The organism is Pseudomonas sp. C7.1 (assembly GCF_056312395.1).
Map to the genome: position 1 here is coordinate 3,796,419 of NZ_JBWDTL010000003.1, position 16,031 is coordinate 3,812,449.

18 protein-coding genes and 1 riboswitch are annotated in these 16,031 nt (G+C 59.0%); of the genes, 2 read left to right on the forward strand and 16 right to left on the reverse strand.

The window, feature by feature from the left end; genetic code table 11:
- Nucleotides 1–5 precede the first annotated feature (5 nt).
- Complete coding sequence (gene cobW / locus AC0T4W_RS21135) at nt 6–1,058, reverse strand: cobalamin biosynthesis protein CobW (protein ID WP_476322435.1); 1,053 nt, start codon at nt 1,056–1,058, stop codon at nt 6–8.
- Nucleotides 1,059–1,158: 100 nt separating this feature from the next.
- Nucleotides 1,159–1,394: riboswitch (cobalamin riboswitch) on the reverse strand.
- Between the two features lie 90 nt (nt 1,395–1,484).
- On the opposite strand from cobW, the gene AC0T4W_RS21140 reads away from it, so the two are divergent.
- Nucleotides 1,485–1,925, forward strand: a complete 441-nt coding sequence (locus tag AC0T4W_RS21140; protein WP_476323828.1) for a cobalamin biosynthesis protein — start codon at nt 1,485–1,487, stop codon at nt 1,923–1,925.
- Entirely contained in the window at nt 1,922–2,677 is a 756-nt protein-coding gene (gene cobM / locus AC0T4W_RS21145; RefSeq protein WP_476322438.1) for a precorrin-4 C(11)-methyltransferase, read from the forward strand. The genes AC0T4W_RS21140 and cobM overlap by 4 nt, the downstream gene beginning before the upstream one ends.
- 21 nt (nt 2,678–2,698) lie before the next feature.
- Here the strand turns inward: cobM and AC0T4W_RS21150 are convergent, their stop codons facing one another.
- The 15 genes from AC0T4W_RS21150 to AC0T4W_RS21220 form a co-directional block, all read right to left on the reverse strand.
- The gene (locus AC0T4W_RS21150; RefSeq protein WP_476322441.1) at nt 2,699–3,460 is read right to left on the reverse strand and encodes a YoaK family protein; all 762 of its coding nucleotides are present in this window, start codon (nt 3,458–3,460) and stop codon (nt 2,699–2,701) included.
- Nucleotides 3,461–3,484: 24 nt separating this feature from the next.
- Nucleotides 3,485–3,715 carry a hypothetical protein gene (locus tag AC0T4W_RS21155; RefSeq protein WP_476322444.1) on the reverse strand — a complete coding sequence of 77 codons (231 nt, stop codon included), beginning with the start codon at nt 3,713–3,715 and terminating at the stop codon, nt 3,485–3,487.
- Nucleotides 3,716–3,729: 14 nt separating this feature from the next.
- Entirely contained in the window at nt 3,730–5,592 is a 1,863-nt protein-coding gene (glmS, locus tag AC0T4W_RS21160) for a glutamine--fructose-6-phosphate transaminase (isomerizing) (protein ID WP_476322446.1), read from the reverse strand.
- Between the two features lie 10 nt (nt 5,593–5,602).
- On the reverse strand, nt 5,603–6,370 hold the full coding sequence (locus AC0T4W_RS21165) for a DeoR/GlpR family DNA-binding transcription regulator (protein ID WP_476322449.1): 768 nt from the start codon (nt 6,368–6,370) through the stop codon (nt 5,603–5,605).
- A gap of 155 nt (nt 6,371–6,525) precedes the next feature.
- On the reverse strand, nt 6,526–7,884 hold the full coding sequence (gene glmU, locus AC0T4W_RS21170) for a bifunctional UDP-N-acetylglucosamine diphosphorylase/glucosamine-1-phosphate N-acetyltransferase GlmU (protein WP_476322452.1): 1,359 nt from the start codon (nt 7,882–7,884) through the stop codon (nt 6,526–6,528).
- 130 nt (nt 7,885–8,014) lie between these two features.
- A complete protein-coding gene (locus AC0T4W_RS21175) occupies nt 8,015–8,440 on the reverse strand; it encodes a F0F1 ATP synthase subunit epsilon (RefSeq protein WP_476322455.1) in 426 nt (141 codons plus the stop codon).
- A gap of 39 nt (nt 8,441–8,479) precedes the next feature.
- Nucleotides 8,480–9,856 (reverse strand): F0F1 ATP synthase subunit beta, encoded by a 1,377-nt coding sequence (atpD, locus tag AC0T4W_RS21180; protein ID WP_325506912.1) that lies wholly within the window; start codon nt 9,854–9,856, stop codon nt 8,480–8,482.
- A 29-nt stretch (nt 9,857–9,885) separates the two neighbouring features.
- Nucleotides 9,886–10,749: a F0F1 ATP synthase subunit gamma gene (gene atpG, locus AC0T4W_RS21185; RefSeq protein ID WP_476322459.1), complete on the reverse strand. Its 864-nt coding sequence runs from the start codon at nt 10,747–10,749 to the stop codon at nt 9,886–9,888.
- A 48-nt stretch (nt 10,750–10,797) separates the two neighbouring features.
- On the reverse strand, nt 10,798–12,342 hold the full coding sequence (gene atpA / locus AC0T4W_RS21190; protein ID WP_476322462.1) for a F0F1 ATP synthase subunit alpha: 1,545 nt from the start codon (nt 12,340–12,342) through the stop codon (nt 10,798–10,800).
- Nucleotides 12,343–12,357: 15 nt separating this feature from the next.
- The gene (locus AC0T4W_RS21195; protein WP_476322465.1) at nt 12,358–12,894 is read right to left on the reverse strand and encodes a F0F1 ATP synthase subunit delta; all 537 of its coding nucleotides are present in this window, start codon (nt 12,892–12,894) and stop codon (nt 12,358–12,360) included.
- A 12-nt stretch (nt 12,895–12,906) separates the two neighbouring features.
- A complete protein-coding gene (locus tag AC0T4W_RS21200) occupies nt 12,907–13,377 on the reverse strand; it encodes a F0F1 ATP synthase subunit B (RefSeq protein WP_325506903.1) in 471 nt (156 codons plus the stop codon).
- Nucleotides 13,378–13,470: 93 nt separating this feature from the next.
- The gene (gene atpE / locus AC0T4W_RS21205; RefSeq protein ID WP_475249542.1) at nt 13,471–13,710 is read right to left on the reverse strand and encodes a F0F1 ATP synthase subunit C; all 240 of its coding nucleotides are present in this window, start codon (nt 13,708–13,710) and stop codon (nt 13,471–13,473) included.
- A gap of 67 nt (nt 13,711–13,777) precedes the next feature.
- Nucleotides 13,778–14,596 (reverse strand): F0F1 ATP synthase subunit A, encoded by an 819-nt coding sequence (atpB, locus tag AC0T4W_RS21210; RefSeq protein ID WP_475249544.1) that lies wholly within the window; start codon nt 14,594–14,596, stop codon nt 13,778–13,780.
- Nucleotides 14,597–14,620: 24 nt separating this feature from the next.
- Nucleotides 14,621–15,010 carry a F0F1 ATP synthase subunit I gene (locus tag AC0T4W_RS21215; protein ID WP_476322470.1) on the reverse strand — a complete coding sequence of 130 codons (390 nt, stop codon included), beginning with the start codon at nt 15,008–15,010 and terminating at the stop codon, nt 14,621–14,623.
- 138 nt (nt 15,011–15,148) lie between these two features.
- On the reverse strand, nt 15,149–16,021 hold the full coding sequence (locus AC0T4W_RS21220) for a ParB/RepB/Spo0J family partition protein (protein WP_476322472.1): 873 nt from the start codon (nt 16,019–16,021) through the stop codon (nt 15,149–15,151).
- Nucleotides 16,022–16,031: the final 10 nt, after the last annotated feature.

Here is a 16,031-nt window from a genome sequence, read left to right on the forward strand (position 1 = left end):
TCCTATCAGGCCAACGCCGCCTGCAGCTCGGCCTCAATCACCGCCTGATCAAGCTGCTGGCCAATCACCACCAGGCGGGTGATACGCGGCTCATCGGCCTGCCAGGCGCGGTCGAAGTGTTTGTCGAAGCGCTGGCCGACGCCTTGCAGCAGCAGGCGCATAGGTTTGCCGGGAATCGCGGCAAAACCCTTGATGCGCAGAATGCCGTGTTTGCTGACCGCATCCTTCAGCGCTTGCAGCAAACGGGCTTCCTCGGCTTCCGGTAGTTCCACGTGGAACGAGGCGAATTCGTCGTGATCGTGGTCTTCATGGCCTTCCAGATCATGGTGAGTTTTGCGGCCCTCGATATGCAGCTCGGCCTCACAATTCAGACCCAGCAGCACATCCAGCGGCAGCTCGCCGCCACGGGCTTCGATGATTTTCACCGCCGGCGGCAGCTCCTCGGCCACTTCCGCGCGCACCGCAGCCAGCGCAGCGGCATCGAGCAAGTCGGCCTTATTGAGGATCACCAGGTCAGCGCTGGCCAATTGGTCGGCGAACAGCTCGTGCAGCGGCGATTCGTGGTCCAGATTCGGGTCGAGCTTGCGCTGCGCATCAACCTGCTCCGGGAAAGCCGCGAAGGTGCCGGCGGCCACCGCCGGGCTGTCGACCACAGTGATCACCGCGTCCACCGTGCAGGCGTTGCGAATTTCCGGCCAATTAAAGGCCTGCACCAGCGGCTTGGGCAGAGCCAGGCCGGAGGTTTCAATCAGGATATGGTCGAGGTCGCCGCGACGCGCCACCAGCTCGCGCATCACCGGGAAGAACTCTTCCTGCACGGTGCAGCACAGACAACCGTTGGCCAGCTCAAAGACACGGCCGTTGGCTTCTTCTTCGCTGCAACCGATGGAGCACTGCTTGAGCAGGTCGCCGTCGATACCCAGCTCGCCAAACTCGTTGACGATCACCGCGATACGCCGGCCACCGGCATGGGCCAGCAGGTGACGCAGCAACGTGGTTTTGCCGGCGCCGAGAAAGCCGGTAACGATGGTGACGGGAAGTTTGCCGAGGGTTTGCATGGCGAGTCCTGCATGACGTCGAAAGAAAGACGAGCAGGAGGCGGCACAGACATGACAGCCACGGGGCGTCAGCCAACACCACCGGATCACCCCGCCCGGTTGTCGAAAACGTGACGAGGCAGGTCTCCTGGCTCACGACCGGGCTGGCGTAGATGCGCCGGCTATGCCCTTCGCCTTCCCGCGCTGACGCAGTGGCTGTTGTGCTGCAGCGCTTGAGCGGCAGAACAACGCAAGGGGACGAGTCGTTTACAGTTGCGGGGGCAGCCAAGGCATCAACCTTGTTCCCTCTTAGCTTCATGGGTATGCCCACGAAGAACCTCGAACGCGACAAGGCTACGCAGGCCATGGCGGCCGGTCAATCGCGGTTGACCACTGCCGGCCGCCATGTTGAGCTACGCCGCCGCATTCACCGAGCGCTTTTAGATGATGATCTGCCCTGCCGATACTCGTCCCGCTGCCGCCACTCAAGTGGTCGCTGGGCTTGGTTGCCGTAGCGGCTGCAGCGTTGAAGATTTATCCACATTGCTGGTTCACGGCCTGCAGGCCCATGGCCTGACTGTGGATAACGTGGCCGGACTGGCCAGCATCGCGCACAAACGTGACGAGCCGGGACTGCTGGCTCTGGCTCAGCGCCTCGGCTTGCAGTTGAGCTGCTTTAGCGCCGAAGAACTGCTGCCCTATCAGTACCGCGTGCAAGGCTCGCCGCTCACCCTGGCCGCCACCGGCAGCCCTGCCGTCGCCGAACCCTGCGCCCTGGCCCTGGCTGAACGCCTGGGCGGCCAACCGGCCCGTCTGCTCGGCGAAAAAAAACGTAACGCCAGCGCCACCTGCGCCTTGGCGTCGATTGCACCCAAGGAATTGCCATGACCGTCTACTTTATCGGCGCCGGCCCCGGCGACCCCGAGCTGATCACCGTCAAAGGCCAGCGCCTGCTGCGCAGCTGCCCGGTGATTCTCTATGCCGGCTCACTGGTGCCGGCAGCAGTGCTCGAAGGCCACAGCGCTGAGTTGGTGATCAACACCGCCGAGCTGCACCTGGATGAAATCATCGAGCTGATCCGCCAGGCCCACGACCAAGGCCAGGATGTGGCCCGCGTACACTCCGGCGACCCGTCTTTGTATGGCGCAATTGGCGAGCAGATTCGCCACTTGCGCCGGCTGGGCATTGCCTTTGAGATCATTCCCGGCGTCACCGCCACCGCCGCCTGCGCCGCGCTACTGGAAAGCGAGCTGACCCTGCCTGAGGTATCGCAAACGCTGATACTCACCCGCTACGCGAGCAAGTCGAACATGCCCGAGGGCGAAGCACTGGGTGACCTGGCCCGCCACGGCGCAACCATGGCTATCCACCTGGGCGTGGTGCATCTGAACAAGATAGTCGCTGAATTGCTGCCGCATTACGGCGCGGATTGCCCGATTGCCGTGGTCCATCGCGCCAGCTGGCCGGATCAGGATTGGGTCAGCGGCACCCTGGCCACCATCGAGGAACAAGTACGCACCAAGGGCTTTCGCCGCACCGCGCTGATCCTTGTCGGTCGCGTGCTGCACGCCGAACAGTTCGCCGACTCGGCGCTGTACAACGCCGAGCATCGGCACCTGTTCAGATCGGCAGAAGACTGAGCTGCAGGCAGTCGGCCAAGCTTATCGGCGCAGTAAGCGCCGTGTGAGCAGCAGCAAATCATCCAGCGCCGGGACGCTGGCCAATAACACCAGCAGCAAGGCCAGCGGCACGGTAGCGATATAACCCAAGTGGTTGAAGCCCAGTGCGCCGATCACCCCACCGAGAAAGAAGTTCAGCGCCAAAAGACTGAGTGACCACAACCGCTGACGGTCGGCCATCACCCGAGCAATATCGGGACCGCACCTACGATTCCAATAGAACAGCTTGCCCAGCTCGATACCGATATCGGTGATGATTCCAGTGATATGGGTGGTGCGGATTTCAGCCCTGGAAAGCTTGGTGATCAGCGCGTTCTGCAGGCCCATGATGAAGCACAGCAGCATCACCGTCAGCGGTACAAACAAGCCGGTAATCTGTGCCAGCGACGCGCCAAGAAAACCAAAACACAGCAACAGTGCGGCTTCGAGCAACAATGGCAGGGCATATTCGCTATGCAGCTGGCGGCGGCGCGCGTAATTGATCATTACCGTTGAGCAGGCTGCACCTAACAGAAACGACAGCACACCACCAAGGCCACTCCACACCAGGCCATAAGCGCCCAGAACGATATTGTCGGCCATGGCCGAAACAATACCGGTCATGTGCGAGGTGTATTGCTGTACGGCAAGAAAGCCACCGGCATTGATCGCGCCAGCAACAAAGGCCAGGGCAAAGCCTAGATGCCGGTTGGCAGCCGTACTGCGAGTGCGGCCCGTCAGACTTCTCGCGTATTTAATGGGCATTGAATGACCCTGGTGTACAGCCTGTTAGAGATGAATCTCCGCACCTTTGATACCGAGTAGGCGTAACTCTTCAATCAACCCATTGAGGTCAGCGAAGGACTCCACCTGCTCCTGGTCATCGACCAGAAAGAAGCTGGTGCCCGCGCCTTTCTTCAACAGCACGATCCATTCCCGGGTGTTGGCCGGGTTGGCGATGATATGGGTATCAAAAACCACGCCCTGGGCCTGCTTGCTCTGTATATCTTCACGCCGCATCAGCTGGTTCCTGCTTACTCAACCGTTACACTCTTGGCCAGATTACGCGGCTGGTCAACGTCAGTGCCCTTGAGCACGGCAACGTAGTAGGACAGCAGCTGCAGCGGGATGGTGTAGAGGATCGGCGCCAGGGCGTCGTGGATATGCGGCATGTTCACCACGTGGGTGCCTTCGCCGTTGCTCATACCGGCCTGCTCGTCGGCAAACACCAGCAGCTCGCCGCCACGGGCGCGCACTTCCTGCAGGTTGGATTTGAGCTTTTCCAGCAGCTCGTTGTTCGGCGCAACGGTGACCACCGGCATATCGCTGTCGACCAGCGCCAACGGCCCGTGCTTAAGCTCGCCAGCTGGGTAGGCTTCGGCGTGGATATAGGAGATTTCTTTGAGCTTGAGCGCACCTTCCATCGCCACCGGGTACTGCGCGCCACGGCCGAGGAACAGGCTGTGGTGCTTCTCGGCGAACAGCTCGGAGACTTTCTCCACCACGCTGTCCATGGCCAGGGCTTCACCCAGGCGGGTTGGCAGGCGGCGCAGTTCGTCGACCAGCTCGGCTTCCAGGCCTTTATCCAGAGTGCCGCGCACCTGACCGAGGGACAGGGTCAGCAGCATCAGCGCAACCAGCTGGGTGGTGAAGGCCTTGGTCGAGGCCACGCCGATTTCCGGGCCGGCCTGGGTCAGCAGGGTCAGGTCGGATTCGCGCACCAGCGAGCTGATGCCGACGTTGCAGATGGCCAGACTAGCCAGGTAGCCGCCCTGACCGGGCGCATGTTCCTTGGCGTTGCGCAGCGCGGCCAGGGTGTCGGCGGTTTCGCCGGACTGGGAGATGCTGACAAACAGGGTGTCCGGCTGCACCACCACCTTGCGGTAGCGGAACTCGCTGGCCACTTCAATCTGGCAGGGAATCCCGGCCAGGCCTTCCAGCCAGTAACGGGCGACCATACCGGCGTGGTAGCTGGTGCCGCAGGCGACGATCTGCACGTTGCGTACCTTGGCAAACAGCTCGGCAGCCTGTGGGCCGAAGGCCTGGACCAGAACATGGTCGCTACCCAAACGACCTTCCAGGGTGCGCTGCACGACCTTGGGCTGCTCATGGATTTCCTTGAGCATAAAGTGGCGGTACTCGCCCTTGTCCGCAGCTTCCGCGCCTTCGTGGTATTGCACGCTCTCGCGCGTCACCGGCTGGCCGGAGGCGTCCCAGATCTGCACGCTGTCGCGCTGGATCTCGGCGATATCGCCTTCTTCCAGGTACATAAAGCGGTCGGTGACTTGGCGTAGGGCCAGTTGGTCGGACGCGAGGAAGTTCTCGCCCAGACCCAAGCCGACCACCAGCGGGCTACCGCTGCGTGCGGCGATAAGGCGATCCGGCTGCTTGGCGCTGATCACCGCCAGGCCGTAGGCACCGTGCAGTTGCTTGACTGCGTCTTTCAGTGCTGCGGTCAGGTCCGGTTGGGTTTTCAGCGTGTGATCGAGCAGGTGCACGATCACTTCAGTGTCGGTATCGGAGCTAAATACGTAACCCTGGTCCTTGAGCTGGGCACGCAATTCTTCGTGGTTCTCGATAATGCCGTTATGCACCACCGCCAGCGCCTGGCTGGGCTCTTTACCAGAAAAATGCGGGTGGGCATTGCGCTCGCTCGGCGCGCCGTGGGTGGCCCAGCGGGTGTGGGCGATGCCTAGACGGCCCGCTAGCGGTTCGGCGGTTAGCGCGCTTTCCAGCTCGCTGACCTTGCCGACGCGGCGGCGACGGTCGAGGTCGCCTTTATCTGTCAGCAACGCCACGCCGGCGCTGTCGTAACCGCGGTATTCCAGGCGCTTGAGGCCTTCAACCAGCACGGCGGTGATATTACGTTCGGCGACTGCGCCTACAATTCCACACATAGTCTTCTCCTTAAGTTTCAACAGCCGCACAGATCAGCTTGATGCCGCGCTCGGTCAATTGTTCACGGGCCTCAGGGCTGAGGCGTTCGTCGGTTATCAGGGTATGGATGCCGCTCCAGGGCAGCTCCAGGTTGGGAATCTTCCGACCGATTTTGTCGCTCTCGACCATCACCACCACTTCGCGGGCCACATCCGCCATCACCCGGCTAAGCCCAAGCAGTTCATTGAAGGTGGTGGTGCCACGGTTCAGGTCGATGCCATCGGCACCAATAAACAGCTGATCGAAATCGTAGGAGCGCAGCACCTGCTCGGCGACCTGGCCCTGGAACGACTCAGAATGCGGGTCCCAGGTGCCGCCGGTCATCAGCAACACTGGCTCATGCTCCAGTTCGCTGATGGCGCGTGCCACGTTCAACGAATTGGTCATCACCACCAGGCCGGGCTTGTGGCCGAGCTGCGGGATCATCGCTGCGGTGGTGGTGCCGCTGTCGATGATGATCCGCGCATGTTCGCGAATCCGCGCCACTCCGGCGCGGGCGATGGCCTGCTTGTACTGGGAGATCGGCTGGATATCGCTGATCAGCTCCTGCGGCATGGGCACTGCACCGCCGTAACGACGCAGCAGCAGGCCGCTTTTTTCCAAGGCCGCGAGGTCTTTGCGAATAGTCACTTCGGAGGTGGAAAACGCTTTCGACAATTCATCCACGCTCACCTCACCCTGCTCGGCGAGCAGGGCAAGAATGGTATGGCGACGTTGCAGAGTGTTGCGTTTCGACATGCTAAGTTTCGATTCGAAAGATAATGGCGCGAATCAAAACCTAAACGAAGTTATTCGTCAAGTGGTAATCGACGTAGGGTGGACATGCCGAAGGCTTGTCCACCCAGTGCGCTGTGACGGCGGAAAAGGCTGCGCCATGTCCGCCCTACTCGGCATCACTTCTTAACGGGGCGCTTCCAGCCTTCGATATTGCGCTGCTTGGCGCGGCCGACGGCCAGGGTGTTGTCCGGCACATCGCCGGTAATCACCGAACCCGCGCCGGTGGTGGCGCGGTCGCCCAGCGTCACCGGAGCCACAAGAGCGCTGTTGGAGCCGATAAACACGTCCTCACCCAGCACCGTCTTGAACTTGTTGGCGCCATCGTAATTGCAGGTGATGGTGCCGGCGCCGATATTGGTCCGCGCGCCAATCTCGGCATCGCCCAGGTAGCTCAGGTGCCCGGCCTTGGCGCCCTCGCCCAGCTTGGCGTTCTTCAGTTCAACGAAGTTACCCACATGGGCTTTGGCGCCCAGCACTGAACCCGGACGCAGACGCGCGAACGGACCGCAATCGGCGCCCTCGCCCATTTCGGCGCCCTCCAGATGGCTGTTGGCTTTGACGATGGCACCTTTGCGCAGAATCGAGTTCTTGATCACGCAGTTCGGGCCAATCTGCACACCATCCTCGATCACCACCTTGCCTTCGAGGATCACATTGACGTCGATGGTGACATCACGACCCACTGTGACTTCACCGCGCAGATCGAAGCGGGCCGGGTCGATCAGGGTCACGCCCTTTACCATCAGCCGGCGCGCGGCGCGGTATTGATAGTGGCGCTCCAACTGAGCGAGCTGGATACGGTCGTTGGCACCCAGCACTTCCAGCTCGTCGGCTGCCTGTTCGGTGGCAACCACCAGGCCATCGGCCACGGCCATGGCGATCACGTCGGTGAGGTAGTACTCGCCCTGGGCGTTGCTGTTGGACAGTCGGCCGAGCCAGTCGCCGAGTTTTTTCCCCGGTACGGCGAGGATGCCGGTGTTGCCTTCACTGATGAGGCGCTGATCAGCGCTGGCGTCCTTGTGCTCGACAATCGCTTTAACCACGCCGTTGTCATCGCGCACGATTCGGCCGTAGCCAGTCGGGTCATTCAAATTGACTGTGAGCAACCCCAGCTGCTGCTCGCTGACCTGTTGCAACAGGCGCTGCAGCGTCTCGACCTCAATTAACGGCACATCGCCATAGAGAATCAGCACGCGCTCGGCAGTCAGTCCCGGCAGCGCCTGGGCTACCGCATGGCCAGTGCCGAGCTGCTCGCTCTGCAGCACAAAGTTCAGGTCATCCGCCGCCAGTTGCTCACGCACCCGTTCCGCGCCATGGCCGATCACCACATGTATACCTTGCGGCTTGAGCTGGCGGGCGGTGTCTATCACATGGCCAAGCATGGCTTTGCCAGCAACCGGGTGCAGGACTTTCGGCAAGGCGGAACGCATACGAGTGCCTTGGCCGGCGGCGAGGATAACGATATCGAGCGACATAAGAGCGGATTCCAGGCAGACGAAGGCGGGCTAAATCCCTAGCCCGGCCAACTGAAAAGGTAAAAACAGCAGGCAAAGAAAAAGGGTAGCCAAGGCTACCCTTTTACTCGTTTGCGATGAAGCGTCGGAATTAACCGCCGAACTTCTTGCGCAACTGCTGGACGGTACGCAGCTGAGCTGCAACCTCAGCCAGGTGAGCGGCTGCGGAACCGTAGTCGAACTCCGCGCCTTTCTCGTGCAATGCCTTCTCAGCAGCCTTGAGAGCTTCCTGAGCGGCCGCTTCGTCGATGTCGGCAGCACGCTGCACGGTGTCGGCCAGGACCTTCACCATGTGCGGCTGGACTTCGAGGAAGCCGCCAGAGATGTAGAACACCTCAGCCTGGCCACCCAGCTTGATCAAGCGGATGGGACCTGGCTTGAGATCGGTCAACAGAGGCGCGTGGCCGGGTGCAATACCCAGGTCGCCCAAGTTGCCGTGTGCGATCACCATTTCCACCAGGCCGGAGAAGATTTCTCCCTCCGCACTGACGATATCGCAATGGACTGTCATGGCCATATCTAACCTCACGTGAGCGCCCGTTGCCGGGCGCACCGATTACAGCTTCTTGGCTTTTTCGACGGCTTCTTCGATACCGCCAACCATGTAGAACGCCTGCTCTGGCAGGTGGTCATAGTCGCCGTTAAGAATGCCGCTGAAACCAGCGATGGTGTCCTTCAGGGAAACGTACTTGCCCGGCGAACCGGTAAATACTTCTGCCACGAAGAACGGCTGGGACAGGAAGCGCTGAATCTTACGAGCACGGGATACCAGCAGCTTGTCTTCTTCAGACAGCTCGTCCATGCCGAGGATCGCGATGATGTCCTTCAGCTCTTTGTAACGCTGCAGCACGTACTGTACGCCGCGAGCGGTGTCGTAGTGCTCCTGGCCGATAACCAGCGGATCCAGCTGACGCGACGTCGAGTCGAGTGGATCGACCGCTGGGTAGATACCCAGGGAAGCGATGTCACGGGACAGTACGACGGTGGCGTCCAAGTGGGCGAAGGTGGTCGCCGGGCTTGGGTCAGTCAGGTCGTCCGCAGGTACGTATACGGCCTGGATCGAGGTGATCGAACCGGTCTTGGTCGACGTAATACGCTCTTGCAGAACGCCCATTTCTTCGGCCAGGGTCGGCTGATAGCCCACTGCAGAAGGCATACGGCCCAGCAGTGCGGATACTTCAGTACCGGCCAGGGTGTAACGGTAGATGTTGTCGACGAACAACAGTACGTCACGGCCTTCGTCACGGAATTTCTCGGCCATGGTCAGGCCGGTCAGTGCGACGCGCAGACGGTTGCCTGGTGGCTCGTTCATCTGACCGTAAACCAGGGCTACCTTGTCGAGAACGTTGGAGTCCTTCATCTCGTGGTAGAAGTCGTTACCCTCACGAGTACGCTCACCCACACCGGCGAACACGGAATAACCGCTGTGCTCGATGGCGATGTTACGGATCAGTTCCATCATGTTTACGGTCTTGCCTACACCGGCACCACCGAACAGACCTACTTTACCGCCCTTGGCGAACGGGCACACCAAGTCGATAACCTTGATGCCGGTTTCCAGCAGTTCGTTGGAGCTCGCCTGCTCAGCGTAGGAAGGTGCTGGGCGGTGAATGCCCCAACGCTCTTCTTCGCCAATCGGGCCGGCTTCGTCGATTGGGTTACCCAGTACGTCCATGATCCGGCCCAGGGTTTTCACCCCGACCGGAACCTGGATTACTGCACCGGTGCTGTCGACATTCAGGCCACGCTTGAGGCCTTCGGTCGAACCCATCGCAATGGTACGTACCACGCCGTCGCCCAGCTGCTGCTGAACTTCCAGGGTGGTTTCGGCGCCGACTACTTTCAGCGCTTCATAAATATTCGGCACTTGATCACGCGGAAATTCCACGTCGATAACGGCGCCGATGATTTGAACGATACGTCCGCTACTCATCTTTGGTTCCTCGAATATTTGAACCGTTCTTAAACCGCGGCAGCGCCGCCGACGATTTCCGAAATTTCCTGGGTGATCGCTGCCTGACGCGCCTTGTTGTAGACCAGTTGCAAACCACTGATCAGGTCACCGGCGTTGTCGGTAGCATTCTTCATCGCGATCATCCGGGCCGCTTGTTCGCACGCGTTGTTTTCCAACACGGACTGATACACCTGGGATTCGATAAAGCGAACCATCAGGCTATCAAGCAGCGACTGTGCATCAGGCTCGTAGAGGTAATCCCACAGCCCTTTCTGCACGCCTTCTTCTTCGGTCGCGGCCAGCGGCAGCAATTGCTGCACTTCCGGTTTCTGCGTCATGGTGTTGACGAACTTGTTCGACACCAGATACAGGCGATCAATTCGGCCGTCGCTATAGGCGTCGAGCATGACCTTAACACTGCCGATCAGGTCGTTGAGTGAAGGCTCTTCACCCAGCTTGCTGATGGCTGCAACCACATTACCGCCGTAGCTGCGGAAAAAGCTCGCGCCCTTGCCGCCCACAACACAGAAGTCTGCTTCGACCTTGGCTTCACGCCAGCCGGTCATACTTTTCAGCAGTGCCTTGAACAGGTTGATGTTCAAACCACCACACAGACCACGGTCACTCGATACCACGATGTAGCCGACGCGCTTAACTTCGCGCTCCACCATAAACGGGTGGCGGTATTCCGGATTGGCATGGGCCAAATGGCCAATAACCTGACGGATACGCTCGGCATAAGGACGACCAGAAGCCATGCGCGATTGAGCTCTGCGCATCTTGCTGACCGCCACTTTTTCCATGGCGCTGGTGATCTTCTGCGTGCTTTTGATGCTCGCGATCTTACTGCGAATCTCTTTTGCGCCTGCCATTTCACACCTTTTGGTTCAAGCAGGCGGGGGCATAAGCCCCCGCTGCGGTTACCAGGTTTGGGTGGCTTTAAACTTCTCGATACCGGCTTTGAGGCCAGAATCGATTTCGTCGTTGAAGTCACCCTTCTCGTTGATCTTCGCCATCAGAGCGGCGTGATCACGGTTGAAGTAGGCAAGCAGCGCCGCTTCGAAGGCACCTACCTTCTTCACGTCCACGTCGGTCAGAAAGCCACGCTCGGCGGCGTACAGCGATACCGACATTTGCGCGATGGACATCGGCTCGTACTGCTTCTGCTTCATCAGCTCGGTAACGCGCTGACCGTGCTCAAGCTGCTTACGGGTGGCTTCGTCCAGGTCAGAAGCAAACTGGGCGAATGCCGCCAGTTCACGGTACTGAGCCAGAGCGGTACGGATACCACCGGAGAGCTTCTTGATGATCTTGGTCTGTGCAGCACCACCGACGCGGGATACCGAAATACCGGCGTTAACTGCAGGACGGATGCCCGAGTTGAACATGGCCGATTCCAGGAAGATCTGACCGTCGGTGATCGAGATCACGTTGGTCGGAACGAACGCGGAAACGTCGCCCGCCTGGGTTTCGATGATCGGCAGCGCAGTCAGGGAACCGGTTTTGCCAGTCACAGCGCCATTGGTGAACTTCTCGACGTACTCTTCGGATACGCGCGATGCACGCTCCAGCAGACGGCTGTGGAGATAGAACACGTCGCCTGGGTAGGCTTCACGGCCTGGCGGACGGCGCAGCAGCAGGGAAATCTGGCGGTAAGCCACAGCCTGCTTGGACAGATCGTCATACACGATCAGCGCGTCTTCGCCGCGGTCGCGGAAATATTCGCCCATGGTGCAACCGGCGTACGGTGCGATGAACTGCAGCGCAGCGGATTCGGAAGCGGAAGCAGCAACGATGATGGTGTTAGCCAACGCGCCGTTTTCTTCCAGCTTGCGTACCACGTTGGCGATGGTCGATTGCTTCTGACCAATGGCAACGTAGACGCACTTAATGCCGCTGTTCTTCTGGTTGATGATGGCGTCGATGGCCAGAGCGGTCTTACCGATCTGACGGTCACCGATGATCAGCTCACGCTGGCCACGACCAACCGGAATCATGGCGTCAACCGACTTGTAACCGGTCTGCACCGGCTGGTCGACCGACTTACGCCAGATCACGCCCGGCGCAACCTTCTCAACCGCGTCGGTAGCGACGTTGTTCAGTGGGCCTTTGCCGTCAACCGGGTTACCCAGAGCATCAACAACGCGACCCAGCAGTTCCGGACCAACCGGAACTTCCAGGATACGGCCGGTGCACTTGGCGCTCATGCCTTCGGCGAGCGTGGTGTACGCGCCCAGTACCACTGCACCCACGGAGTCTTGCTCCAGGTTCAGGGCCATACCGAAAACGCCACCAGGGAATTCGATCATTTCGCCGTACATCACGTCGGCGAGGCCGTAAATACGCACGATACCGTCGGAAACGCTGACGATGGTGCCTTCATTACGGGCTTGTGCGGTCACATCCAGCGCGCCAATGCGCTGCTTGATGATTTCGCTAATTTCGGAAGGATTCAGTTGCTGCATGCCAGTTCCCTCAAATCAGGATTTCAACGCTTCGGCCAGCTTGTTCAATTTGCCGCGTACCGAACTGTCGATGACCAGGTCACCCGCGCGGATCAACAGGCCGCCAATAAGGGCAGCATTGACAACCGGCTTAGGTTGGACAGTTCGAGCAAGCCGCTTGGAAAGTGCGGCAGCCAGGGTTTGTAGTTGTTCCGCGCTGAGCTCGAAGGCTGTTTGCACCTCAACGTCGAGGGTGCTTTCAGCTTCAGCTTTCAAAACGGTGAATTGCTCAAGTATGACCGGAAGTAGCGACAGACGATCATTGCTGCTCAGGATGGCGAGGTAGCTGATGAACATGTCATCAACGTGGCCACTGCACACCTGAGTCAGCATGTTAACTTTCTGCTCGCTGGTCAGCGCTGGATTAGCCAGTTGCTGTGCTACTTCCGGGGTCTGCACGGCGGCAGCGGAAAAAGACAACATCGCCAACCAGGCATCAGCCTGACCGGCACCGCTGGCAAACTCAAAAGCGGCTTTGGCGTAAGGCCGGCCAAGCGTAATGGTATTGATCATCGCTTGCCTCGCTTAGAGTTGTGAGGCCAGTTTTGCGACCAAATCATTGTGTGCTGCGCCATCTATCGAAGACTCGAGAATCTTCTCGGCACCGGCAACGGCAAGAACCGCTACTTGAGCACGCAGTTGATCCTTGGCACGGTTCACTTCCAGATCGATTTCGGCTTTGGCACCGGCAATCAACTTCTCACCTTCGGTGCGAGCCTGGGTCTTGGCTTCTTCAACAATCGAATTAGCGGTTTTATTCGCACGGTCGATGATTGCGCTGGCCTGCTCTTTACTTTCACGCAGTAATTGAGCAGCGCGTTCCTGGGCAAGATGCAGATCACGCTCAGCGCGTCCTGCAGCATCCAGACCTTCGGCGATTTTCTTCTGGCGTTCTTGCATGGCGCTGGTCAGCGGCGGCCATACGAACTTCATGCAAAACCAGACGAAAATAGCGAAGGAAATCGTTTGACCGAACAGGGTCAGGTTTATGTTCACAGCGATTTACCTCGTGCTATCTCGTATGAGCGGTGTCAATTTCACAGCTATGGGGACCCACCGAGGCGAATCCCACATCACACTGGAAAGTGATTAAGCACCAGCAGCCGGAGCAACAACGAAGATCAGGTACATCGCGATACCAACACCGATCATCGGTACGGCGTCGAGCAGACCAGCCATCAGGAAGGTCTTGGTTTGCAGCATTGGACCCAGCTCAGGCTGACGCGCGGTGGATTCAAGCAGCTTGCCGCCCAGCAGGGCGAAACCGATACCAGTGCCCAGTGCACCCAGGCCGATCATGAGGGCAGCAGCGATATAGACGAGTTCCATAAATAAAGCTCCGGAGTTTCAAAAGTTAAGGTTTTTTGTTGAACAGGTTACTGGCATCAAGTTGCTATCAATGATGATCTTCGTGCGCAGCACTCAGATACACCACCGTCAGCACCATGAAAATAAAGGCCTGCAGCGGGATCACCAGAATGTGGAAGATCGCCCATGGCACGTTGAGCCCGAATTGCAGATAGAAGGGCAGCAGCGCGATCAGGATGAACACCACTTCGCCGGCATACATGTTGCCGAACAGACGCAGAGCCAAGCTCAAAGGCTTGGTCAGCAGGCCGATGATTTCGAGAAATAGGTTAAAGGGGATCAATGCCCAGTGATTGAACGGAGTAAACGACAGCTCCTTGGTAAAACCACCGATACCCTTGACCTTGATGCTGTAGAAAATGATCAGGATGAACACACCCAGGGCGATGCCGAAGGTGCCGTTTGGATCTGCGGTCGGAACGATCTTGAAGTACTCAAGACCCAGCGCATGAGCCAGGCCGGGGATGTAGTCAACCGGGATCCACTTCAGGCTGTTCATCAGCAGAACCCAGATGAAGATCGTCAAAGCCAGCGGAGCAACCAACGAGTTGCGGCCGTGGAAAGTGTCCTTGACGATGCCCTGGACGAATTCGATGCACATTTCTGCAACGTTCTGCAGGCCGCCCGGGATACCGGTGGTGGCCTTGGTAGCCGCCATACGGAAGAAGGCTAGGAAAATCAGGCCCATAAACACCGACCAACCCATGGTGTCTACGTGAACGGCCCAAAAGCCCATTTGCGCAACATCTTCAGGAGTCTGGGCCAAAATCCAGCCCTTCTCCGGATGTTCGCCATAGACCAGGTTTTGCAAGTGATGCTGGATGTACTCTGCCGGGGTGTTTGCCATAAACGCCTCAAACGCTCTAATGCTTCAGAAATTTTTTATCAGTAGTGGAGCACTGGCGGCTGCCGCCACAGCCAGCAGATAGCCGACGAACAACGCCGCGATATCCAGCTGCCTAATGCCCACAAACACCAGCGCAAACAGCACTGCTGTGAGAATCCATTTACCCATTGCCCCAGACCAGATGGACTGAACAATCTCTCTTGCCGAACGCGCGCCAAAAAAACGAAAGGCTTTATACGCAAAAAACGCATTCGGGAGCAGGGCAATCACGCCGCCCAATAAGGCCGAGTAACCTGCGGTTAACCCTTTGCCCAGAACAAAAAGCAGGGCAACCAGCAGGCAGATACTTGCCTGCGCAAGCAGAACAGGAAATCCGGGTTGCTGGATAAACGGCGTTTTATTGCGAATAGCCAAGCCAGCGACACCCCGATTCAAGCTGCAAAAATTAACCAACTTGAAGCATACAAAACAGCGCGGCGAGTATAGGTGCAGCTCTGTTGCCGATCAACCTGCTGTAGTGCCCAGGTTGGCAATACTACAGAAACAATTGTTTCAACGAATGTGGGCGAGTACACCCTGCAGCTCATCCAGCGAGCTGTAACTGATCACCAGCTGACCTTTGCCTTTCTGCCCATGCTTGATCTGCACCGGCGAGCCAAGGCGCTCAGCTAGACGCTGTTCCAAACGGGTGATATCCGGGTCGGCCTTGACCACCGTCGCCGGCTTCTCTTTGCTGTTCAGCCACTGGCGCACCAGTGCTTCGGTTTGCCGTACCGTGAGGCCGCGTGCGACAACATGTCGCGCCCCTTCAGTTTGCTGTTCTGCGGGTAGACCGAGCAAGGCACGGGCATGGCCCATTTCCAGATCGCCATGGGAGAGCAGAATCTTGATCTCTTCCGGCAGGGCAATCAGGCGCAGTAAGTTGCTGATGGTTACACGGGACTTGCCCACGGCATCGGCAACCTGTTGCTGGGTCAGCTGGAATTCCTGCTGCAGGCGCTGCAAGGCCATGGCTTCTTCGATGGGGTTGAGGTCTTCGCGCTGGATGTTCTCGATCAGCGCCATGGCGATGGCGGCTTCATCCGGCAGTTCGCGGACCATGGCAGGAATTTTGTCCAGGCCAGCTTGCTGGCTGGCACGCCAGCGGCGTTCACCGGCGACGATCTCGAAACGACCCTCGGCCAGCGGCCTTACCACGATCGGCTGCATCACGCCGTGGGCCTTGATCGACTGCGCAAGCTCTTCGAGGGCGGTGGCGTCCATGTCGCGGCGCGGCTGGTATTTGCCGCGCTGGATCAGGTCCAGCGGCACGTATTGCAGTTCACGGCTGTCGACGTGCGCGGCCTCTTCCTGCAAGGCGCTAACACTGGTACCGCCCAGCAGGGCATCGAGACCGCGTCCCAGTCCTCGTTTTTTCAAAGCCATGGGTATTTCC